The sequence below is a fragment of the Janthinobacterium sp. SUN211 genome (genome assembly GCF_030587315.1).
Classification (GTDB): Bacteria; Pseudomonadota; Gammaproteobacteria; order Burkholderiales; family Burkholderiaceae_D; genus Janthinobacterium; species Janthinobacterium kumbetense.
In genome coordinates this window covers 209,668-226,605 of the sequence record NZ_JAPWIC010000008.1, presented here as the reverse complement: position 1 = coordinate 226,605, position 16,938 = coordinate 209,668, and the positions used below count along the sequence as shown (strand labels likewise).

Genomic DNA, 16,938 nt, shown 5'->3' with positions numbered 1-16,938 from the left:
GATTTGGATACGACCTTTACACAAAAATGCGCCCCATGGATTTTACCCGCGACGAAACCAGTGAAACCCCAGTTGCCCCGGCCAGCGCGCCGGGAGCGCCTTTGCCGTATGCCGTCGCCACCTGGCTGCAGCGGGTGGAGGCAGCCGCCCATCCGAAAGCCGTGCTGAGCATTGCCGAACCGGACCCCAAACTCAACCAGCATCGATTGATCTACGTGCTGGCGCCCACCAGCGGTGGCCGCCACGTGGCCCTGTGCCTGTACAAGGCGCGGCTGCGGCCGAATGGCGACGTGGCGGCGGCGTCCCCCATCAGCGAAATCTTTTCCCTGCTGTCGGCGCCCCCCACGTTTTTGACGCCAGCCGACGAAGACCTCGTGCGTTTCTTCGTGGCCATGCGCAGCGGGCAGAATTCGCAGACGGGCAGCGCCACGGAGCCGAAGGGCAAGGTGGGCGCGGCCCTGCTGAAAATGCTGGCCGAGCAGGATAAATTGTTGTGGGCCAATTCCTGGGCCGACGTCGGCAATGGCCTCGTGTACCCGTTGAAGGAAGGTCCCGTGCGTCCCGCGCGCCTGTTCTGGCGCGACGAAGGCAAGACCATGCGCCTGGGCTGGCAAGTGGACCCGCCGGAAGGCGCGAAGCACCATGGCGCCGACCAGATCGACTACATGCTGCCCACGGATCCGCCGTGGTACATCGACAACCTGTCGTGCGGCGTGCTGGAACTGAACCAGGGCGGCTCCGACATTTCCCTGGCCGACTTGCAGGCGCTGGTGGCGCAGGCGCCGCCCCTGAACGCGAACGACAAGGTGCGCGTGTCGCAACTGCTGCTGGCGCAGGGCTTGCAGCATTTGATGCCGCTGCCGCAACCGTTGCCGCAGCGCTTGCGCAAGGATGTGCCGGCGCAACCGGTCTTGCTGCTCGATAGCGCCATGCTGGCCGATGGCGGCGCGCAGCGCTGGAGCGACTTCGCCGTGCTGTCCTATGACTACGATGGCGAAAGAGTCTCGTTCGACCCGTCGCAGCGCGTGGTGCGGCAAGTGGGCGACGTGACGGAAATTATCCAGAGAAACACGGTCGATGAAGCGCGCGCGCTGGCGACGTTGGCCGAGCTGCAATTCAAGAAGCCGGGCTCGGCCCCCTTGAGCGGCTTGAAGGGCGCCTTGCAACTGCCTTCCCAGGCGGAATGGCTGCGTTTTGCCGAGTCCGGCATCGACGCCTTGCTGGCGCAGGGCTGGATCGTGGAAAAGACGGCCAAGTACCGCTACGACGTGAGCGACGTGGGCGACTGGTACGCGGAAATCGACGACCAGGACCCGGACAGCGGCAACGCCTGGTTCGAGCTGGAACTGGGCATCGTCGTCAACCACGAGCGCGTGCCGCTGCTGCCCGTGCTGGTACAGCTGATCCGCAATGCACCCAACGATTTCAACCCGAAAGTCATCGAGGCGCATGCCGACGATGACCAGATGCTGGCGACCTTGTCGGACGGCACGCGTGTGGCCCTGCCGTGGGGCAGGGTGCGTCCCATCCTGAACACGCTGGGGGAACTGTATTTCAGCGACAAGATCAAACATGCGGTGCGCATGTCGACCCTGGACGCGGCGCGTCTGGAAGAGCTGGCGCGCGGCCTGGACATGCAGTGGACGGGCGGCGAGCAGCTGCGCGCCATGGGCCGCAAGCTGAGCCAGTTCGGCGCCGTGCAAAAAGTGGCGGCCCCAGCCGGCCTGCAGGCGACCCTGCGCGATTACCAGGCCGATGGTCTGGCGTGGATGCAATTCCTGCGCGATCATGACCTGGCGGGCATCCTGGCCGATGACATGGGCTTAGGTAAAACCGTGCAAACCCTGGCGCATATCCTGGTGGAAAAGGAGGCGGGCCGTTTGACGCATCCGGCGCTGGTGATTGCACCGACGAGTTTGATGGGCAACTGGCAGGACGAGGCGGCCAAGTTCGCGCCCGGCCTGAAGGTGTTGCTGCTGCAAGGCAAGGACCGCGCCCAGCAATTTGACCAGATCGACCAATGCGACCTGGTGCTGACCACCTACGCCCTGTTGCCGCGCGATGAGGAAACCTTGCGCGAGCACGATTTCCACCTCGTCATCCTCGACGAATCGCACTACATCAAGAATACGCGCAGCAAGGCGGCGCAAAGCGCAGGCCTGCTGCGCGCGCGTCACCGCCTGTGCCTGTCCGGCACGCCGCTGGAAAATCACCTGGGCGAGCTGTGGTCGCAATTCCACTTCCTGCTGCCGGGTTTGCTGGGCGACGAGAAGACGTTCAACACGCAGTTCCGCCATCCGATCGAGCGCCAGGATGACCCGCTGCGCCGCATGCTCTTGAATCGCCGCATCAAGCCTTTCCTGCTGCGCCGCACGAAGGACAATGTGGCCAAGGAATTGCCGCCGAAAACGGAAATGGTGCGCAAGGTGGAATTGACGGGGCCGCAGCGGGACCTGTATGAAACCGTGCGTCTTGCGATGGATCAAAAAGTACGCGAAGAAATCGACAAGAAGGGCGTGGCGCGCAGCCAGATCGTCATCCTCGAAGCGCTGCTGAAACTGCGGCAAGTGTGCTGCGACCCCCGCCTCGTGAAATCCTTGCCGGCGAAGAAGCAATCGGCCGGTTCGGCCAAGCTGCTCGACCTGATGCAGATGGTGGAAGACTTGCTCGACGAAGGGCGCAAGATTCTCGTCTTCTCGCAATTTACCAGCATGCTGGAATTGATCGAGGAAGAACTGGAGTCGCGCGACATCCCCTACGCCTTGCTGACGGGCGAAACGAAGGACCGGGGCGCGCAAGTGGCGGCCTTCCAGCAGGGCGCCGTACCGATCTTCCTGATCAGCCTGAAGGCGGGCGGCGTGGGCCTGAACCTGACGGCGGCCGACACGGTCATCCACTACGACCCGTGGTGGAATCCGGCGGCGGAAAACCAGGCCACGGACCGCGCCTGGCGCATCGGCCAGGACAAGCCCGTGTTCGTCTACAAATTGATCGCCAAGGGTACGCTGGAAGAAAAAATCCAGCTGCTGCAGCAAAAGAAGTCGGAGCTGGCGCAATCGATCCTGGCCGAAGGCGAATCGCAAAAGATGGCCCTCACACAGGAAGACTTGCAGCAGATTTTCGCCCCGCTGGAAGATTAACGTTGCCGCACGCTTATACTTGGCGATTCTTTCTTGCCAGGTATAACGCATGCTGCCCTTCCTGCCCTTTCTTGTATTGCTGCTGGCCGGCGCCATCCTCATGGCGCTGCGCTTCGTCCAGTTGCGCCGCGCCTTGCTGCGCGCGCGGGCGGGCGAAGCGCAGTTCCGCCTGCTGGCCGAACACGGTCGCGACGCGGCCTTCCTGCTCGACGCCGCCACCCTCGAATTGATCTATATCAGCCCCGCCGCGCAGCGCCTGACGGGCCACGACTTGCCCGCCTTGCGCGCGCACGCGGCGCAGCTGGCGGCGGACGTGCCGGCCCGGCTGCAGCGCTGGCGCGACGGTGACGCCAGCCGTTTGACCCTGTTGCGCGAAGTGGAATTGCCGCACGCCGACGGCCACCCGCTGGCCCTGGAAATCCACTCTACCATCGTGCCCGCGGCGGCAGGGCGGGGCGTGACCCTGGCGGGGACCTTGCGCGACGTCAGCGCCGCCCAGGCGCAGGAAGCCGAGCGGGAAAAGGAGCAGAAGCGCTTCGCCTCGATGCTGTCGCACGAATTTCGCACGCCGCTGGCCACCATCGACGGCGCCATCCAGCGTCTCGTTTCGACGTCCACCGAGGCGGACGAGGCCACGCGCAAGCGCTACGTGAAAATCCAGACGGCCGTCGACCGTTTGTTGGGCATGATCGACGACTATTTGTCGCCCGAACGCATGGCGGCCATCGGCCGCGAGCGGGCCGCCGACGGCATCGCGCCGCTGGCCTTGCTGCAGCAGGCGGCCGCCACCGTGCCTGTCAGCCACCGCGTGCAGCTGGAACTCGACGAAGACTTGCCGGCCAGGCTGCGCTGCGACGTGCCCGGCATGGCCCTGTGCCTGAAAATCTTGTTGGACAACGCCGTCAAGTTCAGCCCGCCGGGCAGCGCCATCACCTTGTCGGCCAGGCTGGTGCCCGAGGGCGGCGTGGCGCTGTGCGTGCGCGATGCGGGGCCCGGCTTGCGGGAAGAAGAACTGGCGCAGCTGTTCGCAAAAGGTTTCCGTGGAACTAATGCCACGCATCCGGGCGCGGGCCTGGGCCTGTACATGGCGCGCGCCGTGGTGGACGTGCATGGCGGGAGTTTGCAGGGGCATAATCTGCCCGAAGGCGGGGCACTTTTCCGCATTTGGCTGCCGCTTCCTGTCTAGACAAGGAAAAGCCTTGCTTCCGCTGAAGGCAACCGTGATAATTCCTTGACGTAAACCTATTGTGCCGTCCATCATGGTGTAGAAGTGCATGGCATGGTTTGCCCTCGGTGTGCTCACTAACGGAAGAATGGCGTAGCAATGACGAAAATACTGATCGTCGAAGACAATCTCGACTACGCCGAAGACATGGCGGAGTTCCTCGTTGAGCTCGAACACGAAGTCCATATCACCAGCTCCGCTGGCGGTATGTGGACGGCGTTGAGCCATGGCAATGTCGGCGTGGTCGTACTGGACCTGGGTTTACCCGATGAAGACGGCTTCAACGTCATCCCCCGCATGCGTCAGCTGTATCCGCAAATCGGCGTGCTGGTGCTGACGGGGCGCGTCGCCTTCGACAGCCGCATCCTGGGCTTGCGCCTGGGCGCCGACCACTATCTGACCAAGCCGATCAAATTCCCCGAACTGGCGGCGCACATCGAAGCGCTCGACCGCCGCGTGGGGCCGCAAGATCCCGTGCCCGAGCCGGGCAAGTGGACGTTGAAAGTAAGCGCTCGCCAACTTGAGTTGATGGGCGCCGTCATCGCCTTGACGGAAAAGGAATTCAACTTCCTGCACTTGCTCACCATCAATACCCGCCCCGTGCCGCGCGACGTCATCGTGGCCGGCATGGGCGGCGAAGATCCCGATGCGGGCCGCCGGGTCGACATGCTCGTGTATCGTTTGCGCAAGAAAGCCAAGACGGGCCTGGGCCAGGACTTGCCGCTGCGCAGCGCGTATGGCGAAGGCTACAGCCTGTCAGCCAGTTTCAACCTGTCCTGATGACCTTGTTGCGCCGCCCGCAAGTGGCCGGCGCAATAAAAGGGACAGAGTCAACCGTTTTTTTTACGATTTCAAATAAAACAGGGTCAGAGTCGTGCCTTGCGCTCGCAAGTGTGTAAAATCAAGGCCTTAGCCTTCTTTTGACCGATTCTGCCATGGCCCGTTTGCCTCGCCTCATCATTCCCGCACTACCCCATTATGTGATCCAGCGCGGCAGCAACCGCCAGCCCGTGTTCCAGGATGCGGCCGATTACGCGCAATTCCTGTCCTGGCTGAAAACGGGGGCGAAAATGTTCAAGGTGGCCATTCACGCCTATGTTTTGTTGCCTGATCAGCTACATTTGCTGGCGACGCCGGCCGATGTCACAGGCCTGGGACAGCTGATGCAGTGGCTGGGACGCTATTACGTGCCGTATTTCAATCAAAAATACGGCCGCGAAGGCGCCTTGTGGCAGGGACGCTACAAAACTTCCGTCATCGATCCCGACAATTTCTTCCTGACCTGCTGCCGCTACCTGGAATGCGTACCCGTGCAGACGGGCCTGGCGGGACAGGCGCTCGATTACAGCTGGTCCAGCTATGCCCACCATGCGGGCGTGCGACCCGATCCCGTCATCACCGACCATGCGCTGTACTGGGCGCTGGGCAACACGCCATTCGACCGCGAGGCGGCGTATCTGCGCCTGTTCGAGCAGGGTCTGGGCAGCAGCCAGGTGAAGGCGGTGGAACAGGCTGTGCTGAAGGGCTGGCCGCTGGGTTCCGACGCTTTCAAGCAGGCGCTGGAGCAGAAAATGCAGCGGCAAGTGCTGCCTGCCAAGCGGGGCCGTCCCCGCAAAATCGTGGCCGACGCGGCCGCTAATTAAAAAGCATTCGCATTTAAAACAAAAAATGGTTCCTTTCCGCGCTTTTATTGAAATTGCTTCGACTATGTCCCCATTAAATTTTTAGGGCGACGGAATCGAATTTAATTCGACTCCGACCCTAATTTTTGTAGTTGAGTTTTTTGTTGCGTTGCACTACTCTAGTTTTTCGATAGTCATATGCAGCGGAGAAGCCCATGAAAGCGCAAGGCCTGTACGACCCAGCCAATGAACACGATGCCTGCGGCGTCGGTTTCGTCGCCCATATCAAGGGCAACAAGACCCATTCGATCGTCGAACAGGGTTTGCTGATTCTGAAAAACCTCGATCACCGGGGCGCCGTGGGCGCCGATGCGCTGATGGGCGATGGCGCCGGCATCCTGATCCAGATTCCCGACCAGTACTACCGCGAAGAAATGGCCAAGCAGGGCGTGGAATTGCCGCCGCCTGGCGAATATGGCGTGGGCATGGTCTTCCTGCCGAAGGAACACGCGTCGCGCATCGCTTGCGAACAGGAAATCGAGCGGGCCGTGCGCATCGAGGGCCAGGTCGTGCTGGGCTGGCGCAACGTGCCCATCGATACGGACATGCCGATGTCGCCCACCGTGCGCGCCAAGGAACCGGTGATTCGCCAGATCTTCATCGGCCGCGGCCCGGACATCATGGTGACCGACGCGCTCGAGCGCAAACTGTATGTGATCCGCAAATCGTCGGGCCACGCCATCCAGGCCTTGAAACTGCTGCACGGCAAGGAATTCTTCGTGCCGTCGATGTCGGCCCGTACCATCGTCTATAAAGGCCTGCTGCTGGCCGACCAGGTGGGCGTGTACTACAAGGACTTGCAGGATGCGCGCTGCATCTCGGCCCTGGCCCTGGTGCACCAGCGTTTCTCGACGAATACCTTCCCCGAATGGCCGCTGGCCCACCCATACCGCCTGATCGCCCATAACGGCGAGATCAACACGGTGAAAGGCAACTTCAACTGGATGCGCGCGCGCGAAGGCGTGATGAAGTCGGCCGTGCTGGGTGACGACCTGCAAAAGCTGTTCCCGCTGATCTATGAAGGCCAGTCCGACACGGCGTGCTTCGACAATGCGCTGGAACTGCTGCTGATGGCCGGCTATCCGATCGCCCAGGCGATGATGATGATGATTCCGGAAGCGTGGGAAAACCACACGACGATGGATGACAACCGCCGCGCCTTCTATGAATACCACGCGGCCATGATGGAACCGTGGGACGGCCCCGCCGCCATGGCGTTCACGGACGGCCGCCACATCGGCGGCACCCTGGACCGCAACGGCTTGCGTCCGGCCCGCTACATCGTCACCGACGACGACCTGGTGGTGATGGCGTCGGAATCGGGCGTGCTGCCGATTCCCGAGTCGAAGATCATCCAGAAATGGCGCTTGCAGCCTGGCAAGATGTTCTTGATTGACCTGGAAGCGGGCCGCATCATCGACGACCAGGAACTGAAAAACACCTACGCCAACGCCAAGCCATATAAAGCGTGGATCAACTCGGTGCGCATCAAGCTCGACGAGATCAAGCTGGCCGAAGGGCAGGCGAAACAGGACCGCGCCCAGGGCGAAAAAGAGCAGCCATCGTTGCTGGACCGCCAGCAGGCGTTCGGCTACACGCAGGAAGACTTGAAATTCCTCATGGCGCCTATGGCCGTGGCCGGCGAAGAGGCGACGGGCTCGATGGGCAATGACTCGCCGCTGGCCGTCATGTCGAACAAGCTCAAGCCGCTGTATAACTACTTCAAGCAACTGTTCGCGCAAGTGACGAATCCGCCGATCGACCCGATCCGCGAAGCGATGGTGATGTCGCTGGTCTCGTTCATCGGCCCGAAACCGAACTTGCTCGATACCAACAACGTCAACCCGCCGATGCGCCTGGAAGTGGCGCAGCCCGTGCTGGGCTTTGACGACATGGCCCGCTTGCGCAACATCAGCGCCCACACGGGCGGCAAGTTCAAGTCGTACGAGCTGGACATCTGCTACCCGCTGGCCTGGGGCAAGGAAGGCGTGGAAGCATGCCTGGCCTCGCTGTGCGCGGAAGCCGTCGACGCCGTGAAATCCGGCCACAACATCCTGATCGTCTCGGACCGCGCCATTTGCGCCGACCAGGTGGCGATCCCCGCGCTGCTGGCCACCTCCACCGTGCACCAGCACCTGGTGAGCAAGGGCTTGCGCGCGTCCACCGGCCTCGTCGTGGAAACGGGCTCGGCCCGCGAAACCCACCACTTCGCCTTGCTCGCCGGCTACGGCGCGGAAGCCGTTCACCCGTATCTGGCCATGGAAACCCTGGTCGAGATGGCGCACGGCTTGCCGGGCGACTTGTCGGGCGACAAAGCCATCTACAACTACACCAAGGCAGTGGGCAAAGGCTTGATGAAAGTCATGTCGAAGATGGGCATTTCCACGTATATGTCGTACTGCGGCGCGCAAATCTTCGAAGCCATCGGCTTGAACAAGTCGTTGGTGGACAAATACTTCAAGGGCACGGCCTCGAACGTGGAAGGCATCGGCGTGTTTGAAGTGGCGGAAGAAGCGCTGCGCCTGCATGCGCTGGCCTTCGGCAACGATCCCGTGCTGGTGGACAAGCTCGACGCGGGCGGAGAATACGCATTCCGCGTGCGCGGCGAAGACCACATGTGGACGCCGGATGCGATTGCGAAATTGCAGCACTCCACGCGCAGCAACAATTTCTCCAGCTATAAAGAGTATGCGCAAATCATCAACGACCAGAGCCGTCGCCACCTGACCCTGCGCGGCTTGTTCGAATTCAAGCTCGACCCGACCAAGGCCATCCCGCTCGACGAAGTGGAGCCGGCCAAGGAAATCGTCAAGCGCTTCGCCACGGGCGCCATGTCGCTCGGCTCCATCAGCACGGAAGCGCATGCGACCCTGGCCGTGGCCATGAACCGCATCGGCGGCAAGTCGAACACGGGCGAAGGCGGCGAAGATCCGAACCGCTACACCCAGGAATTGAAGGGCATTCCGATCCGCCAGGGCGACACCATGGCGTCCGTCGTGGGCGCCGAGCAGATCGTCGTCGATATTCCGCTGCAGGAAGGTGATTCCATGCGCTCGCGCATCAAGCAGGTGGCGTCGGGACGTTTCGGCGTCACGGCCGCCTACCTGAATTCGGCCGACCAGATCCAGATCAAGATGGCGCAGGGAGCGAAACCGGGCGAAGGCGGTCAGTTGCCGGGCCATAAGGTGTCCGAATACATCGCCAGCCTGCGCTTTTCCGTGCCGGGCGTGGGCTTGATTTCGCCGCCGCCGCACCACGACATCTATTCGATCGAAGATCTGGCGCAGCTGATCCATGACTTGAAGAACGCCAATCCGCGCGCTTCGATTTCCGTGAAACTGGTGTCGGAAGTGGGTATCGGCACGGTGGCTGCCGGCGTCACGAAGGCGAAAGCCGACCACGTGGTCGTCGCCGGCCACGACGGCGGCACGGGAGCCTCCCCATTGTCGTCCGTGAAGCATGCGGGCACGCCGTGGGAGCTGGGTCTGGCAGAAACGCAACAAACGCTGGTCTTGAACGGCTTGCGCAGCCGCATCCGCGTGCAGGCCGATGGCCAGATGAAGACGGGCCGCGACGTGGTCATCGCCGCCCTGCTGGGGGCCGACGAGATCGGTTTCGCCACGGCGCCGCTGGTGGTCGAAGGCTGCATCATGATGCGCAAATGCCACTTGAACACGTGCCCGGTGGGCGTGGCCACGCAAGATCCGGTGCTGCGCGCCAAGTTCTCGGGCAAGCCCGAGTATGTCGTCAATTACTTCTTCTTCGTTGCCGAGGAAGCCCGTCAATTGATGGCGCAGCTGGGCATCCGCACGTATGACGAACTGATCGGCCGCGTGGACTTGCTCGATAAATCCAAGGCGATTTCGCACTGGAAGGCGCAGGGGCTGGACTTCTCGGCCATCTTCTACAAGCCGGAAACCCCGGATGGCCAGGCCTGTCGCCACGTGGAGTTCCAGGACCATGCGCTGGAAAAGGCGCTCGATCACAAGCTGATCGCGCAAGCGCGCGCGGCGCTGGAAAAGGGCGAGCGCGTCTCCTTCATCTCGCCCGTGCGCAACCTGAACCGCACGGTGGGCACCATGCTGTCCGGCGAAGTGGCGAAGAAATACGGCCATGCCGGCTTGCCGGACGACACCATCCACATCCAGCTGCAAGGCACGGCGGGCCAGTCGGCCTGCGCCTTCCTGGCGCACGGCATCACCATCGACCTGGTGGGCGAGGGCAACGATTACGTCGGCAAGGGCTTGTCGGGCGGACGCATCATCGTGCGGCCGAATACGGAATTCCGCGGCTGGGCCGTGGACAACATCATCATCGGCAATACGGTGCTGTACGGCGCCATCGCCGGCGAAGCCTTCTTCAATGGCGTGGCGGGCGAACGCTTTGCCGTGCGCAACTCGGGCGCCACCACGGTGGTCGAGGGCCTGGGCGACCATGGCTGCGAATACATGACGGGCGGCACGGTGGTGGTCCTGGGCAACACGGGACGCAACTTCGCGGCCGGCATGTCGGGCGGCATCGCCTATGTGTATGACCCGGCGGGCGACTTTGCCAGCAAGTGCAACACGGCCATGGTCAGCCTGGACAAGGTCGTCTCCGCGGCGGAGCAGCATCTGGACCGCGACGCCTGGCATACGCAGCACCGCGACGGCGTGCCGGAAGCGGATGAAGTCATCCTCAAGCGCCTGATCGAGCGTCACTTCAAGCACACGGGCAGCACCCGCGCCCGCGTCTTGCTGGACGACTGGGCCGCGGCGCGCGGCAAGTTCGTGAAAGTCTTCCCGAACGAATACAAGCGCGCGCTGATTGAAATGGCTGCCGATGCCGCCATGGAAGTACAAGCCGTCGCCGCCTGAGCCAGCCAAGATCAATCGCATAGAGCAATGACAGGGAGCGGCCCGGCCGCTCCCAGCCAGCAAATACAAAGGAAACATCGTGGGTAAAATTACCGGCTTCATGGAATTCAAGCGCCAGGACGAACACTATCTGGAGCCTGCCGCGCGTCTGAAGAACTACAAGGAATTCGTGCTGCACCTGTCGGACGCGCAAGCGACCGTGCAAGGCGCGCGCTGCATGGATTGCGGCATTCCCTTCTGCACCACGGGTTGTCCCGTGAACAACATCATTCCCGACTGGAATGACCTGGTGTACCGCGGCGCTTACCGCGAAGCGCTCGACATCTTGCATTCGACCAACAACTTCCCGGAATTTACGGGCCGCATCTGCCCGGCGCCGTGCGAATCGGCCTGTACCCTGGGCATCCACGAAGATCCGGTCGGCATCAAGTCGATCGAACATAAAATCATCGACATGGGCTGGGAGCACGGCTGGGTCACGCCGCAGCCGGCAGGCTTCAGTACCGGCAAGAAAGTGGCCATCGTCGGTTCCGGCCCTGCGGGCTTGGCGGCGGCGCAGCAGCTGGCGCGCGCCGGCCACGCCGTCACCGTGTTCGAGAAGAGCGACCGGGTCGGTGGTTTGTTGCGTTATGGCATCCCCGACTTCAAGATGGAAAAGTCGCACATCGACTTGCGCGTGAAACAGATGGAAGCCGAAGGCGTGGTCTTCCGCACCAGCGTGCTGGTGGGCAAGGATTTCCCTGCCCACGTCAACAACTGGGCCAAGGAAACCATTTTCCCGGAAGACCTGGAAAAAGAATTTGACGCCGTCATCATGGCCGGCGGCGCCGAGCAGCCGCGCGACTTGCCCGTGCCGGGCCGCGAGCTGAAGGGCGTGCATTTCGCCATGGATTTCCTGCCGCTGCAAAACAAGGTCAACGCGGGCGACAAGCTCAAGGACCAGATCAAGGCCACGGGCAAGCACGTGGTGGTGATCGGCGGCGGCGACACGGGTTCCGACTGCGTCGGCACGTCGAACCGCCATGGCGCTGCCTCGGTGGCCCAGTTCGAACTGATGCCGCAGCCGCCGGAACAGGAAAACAAGCCGCTGGTCTGGCCGTACTGGCCGACCAAGCTGCGCACCTCGTCTTCGCACGAGGAAGGCTGCGAGCGCGACTGGGCCGTGGCCACCAAGCGTTTCGAAGGCAAGGGCGGCAAGGTGGAAAAGCTGATCGCCTGCCGTGTCGAATGGAAAGACGGCAAGATGAGCGAAGTGCCGAACTCGGAATTCGAGATGAAGGCGGACCTGGTCTTCCTGGCCATGGGTTTTGTTTCCCCTGTACAACAGGTGCTGGAAGCGTTCGGCGTCGACACGGATGCGCGCGGCAATGTCAAGGCGACAACAGACGGCGCCGGCTGCTACCAGACCTCGGTGGCCAAGGTGTTTGCGGCTGGCGACATGCGCCGCGGCCAGTCGCTGGTGGTGTGGGCCATCCGCGAAGGGCGCCAGTGTGCGCGCGCCGTCGATGAGTTCCTGATGGGGGCTTCCCTGCTGCCGCGCTAATTAACGAGCAATTGTTCGTTTTTTGCCAGGGCCACGGCGCGGAATGCGGCGTGGCCCTTGTTATTTTTACTTGTCAAGTCAATAGCTGTGAACATCGCCGGACAGGGACGCGATGTGCGGGCCAAATTTCCACTACAATATCTGACTTTCGATTCATTAGTGTTGTATTCTTCCCCTTTACGGGGCTGTCCCGAGGGGTGTCTCAGCAGAGGTTGGCGTTTCTGCACTACAATACGCCATTAAAATAGTGAGCTTCGTCGTGCCAAATCTTGTTGAGATCCGTGATTTACACTTTGCCTATGGAGAACGTTCGATTTTATCGGGCCTTCAAATGGATTTCCCACGTGGAAAAGTTGTGGCCGTCATGGGTGGCTCCGGCAGTGGCAAGACGACCGTACTGCGCCTGATCGGCGGGCAGCTGCGCCCCAGTTCCGGCTCCGTGAATGTCGACGGCCAGATCGTGCATACGCTGGGAACCGATGAGCTATATCAACTGCGCCGCAAGATGGGCATGCTGTTCCAGCACGGCGCGTTGTTTACAGACTTGACGGCGTTCGAGAACGTGGCGTTCCCCCTGCGCGAACACACGGACTTGAATGAAGAGCTGATCCGCACCCTGGTGCTGATGAAGCTGCACGCCGTCGGCTTGCGCAATGCGGCGCAATTGAAGCCGGCCGAGATCTCGGGCGGCATGGGCCGCCGCGTCGCGCTGGCGCGCGCCATCGCGCTCGACCCCGAACTGATCATGTATGACGAGCCGTTCGCCGGCCTGGACCCGATTTCCATGGGCGTGACGGCGAATTTGATCCGCAATCTGAACGATGCGCTGGGCTCCACGTCTATCCTGGTATCGCACGATGTGAAGGAGTGTTTCGCCATCGCTGATTATGTCTACTTTCTGTCATCGGGCAAGATTGTGGCGCACGGCACGCCGGCCGAGATGGCCGTGTCGACGCATCCGTACGTCAAGCAGTTCGTCAATGCCGAGGCCGATGGCCCCGTACCGTTCCATTACCCGGGCAAGTCGCTGGCCGACGACCTGGGCTTGCAGGCGGGGGGCGGCCGATGATCGCGCGTTTCCTGGCGGCGATCGGAGCATGGTTGCGCAATTCGGTACAAGACCTCGGCTTTGCCGTGCGTTCGTTTTTCATCATCATCGCCTCGTCGGGCGGCCTGTGGCGCCGTCCGCGCCTGGTGATTGAGCAACTGTTTTTTATCGGTAACCGCTCGCTGGTGATTACCGCCGTCTCCGGCCTGTTTGTCGGCATGGTGCTGGGTTTGCAAGGCTATTACACCCTGACCACGTATGGCGCCGAGCAGTCGCTGGGCTTGCTGGTGGCGCTGTCGCTGACGCGCGAACTGGGCCCGGTCGTCACGGCGCTGCTGTTTGCCGGCCGCGCCGGCACCTCGCTGACGGCGGAAATCGGCCTGATGAAGGCGGGCGAGCAATTGTCGGCCATGGAAATGATGGCCGTCAACCCGATCCAGCGCGTGCTGGCGCCCCGTTTCTGGGCCGGCGTGATCGCCATGCCTATCCTGGGCGCCATCTTCACGGCCGTCGGCATCATCGGCAGCTACCTGGTTGGCGTGGTGCTGATCGGCGTCGATGAAGGCTCGTTCTGGTCGCAGATGCAGGGCGGCGTGGATGTCTGGAAAGAAGTGGGCAATGGCACCATCAAGAGCCTGGTGTTCGGTATTGCGGTGACCTTCATCGCGCTGTTCCAGGGTTACCAGGCACAGCCGACGCCGGAAGACGTGTCCGGCGCGACCACGCGCACGGTGGTCATTTCATCGTTGATGGTGTGGTGGCTCGATTTCATGATGACGGCGTTGATGTTTAGCAAGTAATTGCCAATCAGCGACAAAACAGCGGGCCTGGGCAAGATATTGCGCAGGCGGCAGCAAGTAAAAATTATTTAGGATTGTTTATGCAACGTAAATCTTTGGATGTCTGGGTCGGCTTGTTCGTCTTGCTGGGTGTGGCGGCATTGATGTTTCTGGCGCTCAAGGCCGGCAATATGAGCTCGCTGTCTTTCAGCAAGACGTATACCATTAGTGCCAAGTTCGACAATATTGGCGGCCTCAAGCCGCAGGCGCCCGTCAAGGGCGCTGGCGTGGTGGTGGGGCGCGTGGCGGAGATCCGCTTTGACGACAAGACGTATCAGGCGCTGGTGAAACTCGACATCGAAGATGGCTACAAATTTCCGAAAGACAGCTCGGCCAAGATTTTGACGGCCGGTTTGCTGGGTGAGCAATATATCGGCCTGGAAGCAGGCGGCGATCTGGCGAACCTGGCGGAGGGCGACAAGATCGCCCGTACTCAATCGGCCACAGTGCTGGAAGACCTGATCAATCAGTTCATCTACAGCAAGGCAGCGGAAGGAAAGGACAGCAAATGAGCGAGTCGACCAAACAATCCCAAGGCAGCCTGGCGCGTATCGGCCTGGCCCTGGCCATCGCCGCCAGCGTGAGCGCTTGCGCCACCGGCACCAATCCGCGCGACCCGCTCGAGGGTTACAACCGCGCCATGTTCAAGTTCAACGACACCGTCGACCAGGTGGCCCTGAAACCGGTCGCCACGGCTTACAAGACCGTCACGCCATCGTTCGTGCAAACGGGTGTGGGCAATTTCTTCGGCAACTTGTCCGATGTGTGGAGCGCCGTGAACAACTTGCTGCAAGGCAAGGGTGAGGCGGGCTTGCAAGACGTCGTGCGCGTCAGCATGAACTCGACCTTCGGCATCTTCGGCCTGATCGACATCGCGTCGCAGGCGGGCATTCCGAAGCATAACGAAGACTTTGGCCAGACCCTGGGCTGGTATGGCGTTCAGCCTGGTCCGTACGTGATGCTGCCGCTGCTGGGCCCATCGACCGTGCGCGACACGGTGGCCCTGCCGCTCGATATCACGGGCGATCCATGGCGCTACAAGGAGCCTGTCTCGGTGCGCAATATCGGCACGGTGACGCGCGTGGTCGACAAGCGCGCCGCGCTGCTCGACGCGACCAACCTGATGGAAGCGGCCGCGCTGGACCGTTATGAATTCATCCGCGACGGCTTCCTGCAGGCGCGCGAAAGCAAGGTTTTCGATGGCGATACGGACCGCCGCGACCGCAAAGTGCCAAAAAACGACACCAGCGATTACGAGCCGGCCTATGAGGCGCAACCGCAGCCTGTCCCAGCGGAAACGCCGCCTGCGACGGCCGCGGCCGATGTGGCGCCGGCGGACCTCGTAACATCTGGTAGCAATACCGTGGCTTCCCAGGCTAGGCCTCAGGAGTAAACTGCGGTAAAGAAACACCACGGCTGCGATCGACGCCAGCCGGTGCATAGCAACACCATGAAAGGTAGAACCATGAAATTGATGAAACAACTGCTGGCGATGGCCACCATCGCCTTTGCCACCGCCGCCCAGGCCGCTCCCGCCGTGGAAGCGCCGGACGTCTTGGTCAAACGCATCAGCCAGGACGTGATCGAGACGGCCAAGAACGACAAGGCCATCCAGGCTGGCGATATCAAGCGCGTCACCGAATTGGTGGAAAGCAAGATCCTGCCGTACGTGGATTTCCAGCGCATGACGGCCCTGGCCGCCGGCCGCTTCTGGCGCGACGCCACGCCAGACCAGCAAAAACAGCTGTCCAGCGAATTCCGTACCCTGCTGATCTACACGTATTCGGGCGCCTTGTCGCAGATCAAGAACGAAACCGTGGAATTCAAGCCGCTGCGCGCCGACCCGGCCGACACGGAAGTGGAAGTGCGCTCGCAGGTGAACGTGGCGCGCGGCGAACCCGTGCCCCTGAACTACCGCGTGGCGAAAACCCCTACCGGCTGGAAGATCTATGACATCAACGTGCTGGGCGCGTGGCTGGTGGAAACGTACAAAAGCAGCTTCGCCAGCGAGATCAGCAAGGGCGGCATCGATGGCCTGATCAAGACCTTGCAGGCAAAAAACAAGGCCCTGGCCAGCCGTCCCGCTGCCAAAGCCAAATAATCGGCTATCATATAGCTCCTGACCCAGCTCCAGACCAGCGCAGCCCGACGCCATGCCCGACTCTCTCGACACCTTGCAGTCCCTGACTTCCCTGACCGTGCACAATGCCACTTCGGCATTGGAACAGGGTCTGGACGCCATCCGCTCGGGTCAGACGAAGTTTGACTTGCGCAACGTCAAGGCCGTCGATTCGGCAGCCGTCTCCGTCATGCTGACGTGGCAGCGCGCCGCGCAGGATGCCGGCGGCGTGCTGGAGCTGAAAAACCTGCCGGACAACCTGAAAAACCTCACCAAGCTGTATGGCGTCTGCTCGCTCGTTTCGAGCACGTTGACGACCGACGATTGCGCCAGCGCTGGCGGCCACGCCGAACGCAGCCCGTCCGACCTGCATCATCATTGATCCTGTCCCACTCCCCGCATCAGCAGTAGCTTTCAAGCCGGCAGGCCAGCAGCGTCGTCGGATTGATCTCCAAGTGTTCCACGAAGTTTCCAACTATAATTGAC

The 16,938-nt window shown here is 61.9% G+C and carries 12 protein-coding genes; all 12 read left to right on the top strand.

The genetic code is table 11. From position 1 onward, the window contains the following. Nucleotides 1-35 precede the first annotated feature (35 nt). Nucleotides 36-3,140, top strand: a complete 3,105-nt coding sequence (locus O3301_RS23980) for a DEAD/DEAH box helicase (RefSeq protein ID WP_251351534.1) — start codon at nucleotides 36-38, stop codon at nucleotides 3,138-3,140. Nucleotides 3,141-3,189: 49 nt separating this feature from the next. Continuing rightward, a complete protein-coding gene (locus O3301_RS23975) occupies nucleotides 3,190-4,326 on the top strand; it encodes a HAMP domain-containing sensor histidine kinase (RefSeq protein WP_305057695.1) in 1,137 nt (378 codons plus the stop codon). 138 nt (nucleotides 4,327-4,464) lie between these two features. Next, nucleotides 4,465-5,145 (top strand): response regulator transcription factor, encoded by a 681-nt coding sequence (locus O3301_RS23970; protein ID WP_034753797.1) that lies wholly within the window; start codon nucleotides 4,465-4,467, stop codon nucleotides 5,143-5,145. A gap of 155 nt (nucleotides 5,146-5,300) precedes the next feature. Then, nucleotides 5,301-6,008 carry a transposase gene (locus tag O3301_RS23965; RefSeq protein ID WP_305057694.1) on the top strand — a complete coding sequence of 236 codons (708 nt, stop codon included), beginning with the start codon at nucleotides 5,301-5,303 and terminating at the stop codon, nucleotides 6,006-6,008. 194 nt (nucleotides 6,009-6,202) lie between these two features. Next, nucleotides 6,203-10,903, top strand: a complete 4,701-nt coding sequence (locus O3301_RS23960; protein ID WP_099666074.1) for a glutamate synthase-related protein — start codon at nucleotides 6,203-6,205, stop codon at nucleotides 10,901-10,903. Nucleotides 10,904-10,982: 79 nt separating this feature from the next. Further along, nucleotides 10,983-12,446, top strand: a complete 1,464-nt coding sequence (locus O3301_RS23955; protein ID WP_070257787.1) for a glutamate synthase subunit beta — start codon at nucleotides 10,983-10,985, stop codon at nucleotides 12,444-12,446. A gap of 259 nt (nucleotides 12,447-12,705) precedes the next feature. Then, the gene (locus O3301_RS23950; protein ID WP_034753922.1) at nucleotides 12,706-13,515 is read left to right on the top strand and encodes an ABC transporter ATP-binding protein; all 810 of its coding nucleotides are present in this window, start codon (nucleotides 12,706-12,708) and stop codon (nucleotides 13,513-13,515) included. Further along, a complete protein-coding gene (mlaE, locus tag O3301_RS23945) occupies nucleotides 13,512-14,294 on the top strand; it encodes a lipid asymmetry maintenance ABC transporter permease subunit MlaE (RefSeq protein WP_034780952.1) in 783 nt (260 codons plus the stop codon). Before O3301_RS23950 ends, mlaE begins: the two co-directional genes overlap by 4 nt. A gap of 80 nt (nucleotides 14,295-14,374) precedes the next feature. After that, nucleotides 14,375-14,845 (top strand): outer membrane lipid asymmetry maintenance protein MlaD, encoded by a 471-nt coding sequence (mlaD, locus tag O3301_RS23940; protein ID WP_070346035.1) that lies wholly within the window; start codon nucleotides 14,375-14,377, stop codon nucleotides 14,843-14,845. After that, the gene (locus O3301_RS23935; RefSeq protein WP_099666075.1) at nucleotides 14,842-15,726 is read left to right on the top strand and encodes a VacJ family lipoprotein; all 885 of its coding nucleotides are present in this window, start codon (nucleotides 14,842-14,844) and stop codon (nucleotides 15,724-15,726) included. Before mlaD ends, O3301_RS23935 begins: the two co-directional genes overlap by 4 nt. Nucleotides 15,727-15,798: 72 nt before the next feature. After that, nucleotides 15,799-16,434 carry a phospholipid-binding protein MlaC gene (locus O3301_RS23930; RefSeq protein WP_077398230.1) on the top strand — a complete coding sequence of 212 codons (636 nt, stop codon included), beginning with the start codon at nucleotides 15,799-15,801 and terminating at the stop codon, nucleotides 16,432-16,434. Nucleotides 16,435-16,486: 52 nt separating this feature from the next. Continuing rightward, on the top strand, nucleotides 16,487-16,834 hold the full coding sequence (locus tag O3301_RS23925) for a lipid asymmetry maintenance protein MlaB (RefSeq protein WP_077398229.1): 348 nt from the start codon (nucleotides 16,487-16,489) through the stop codon (nucleotides 16,832-16,834). Nucleotides 16,835-16,938: the final 104 nt, after the last annotated feature.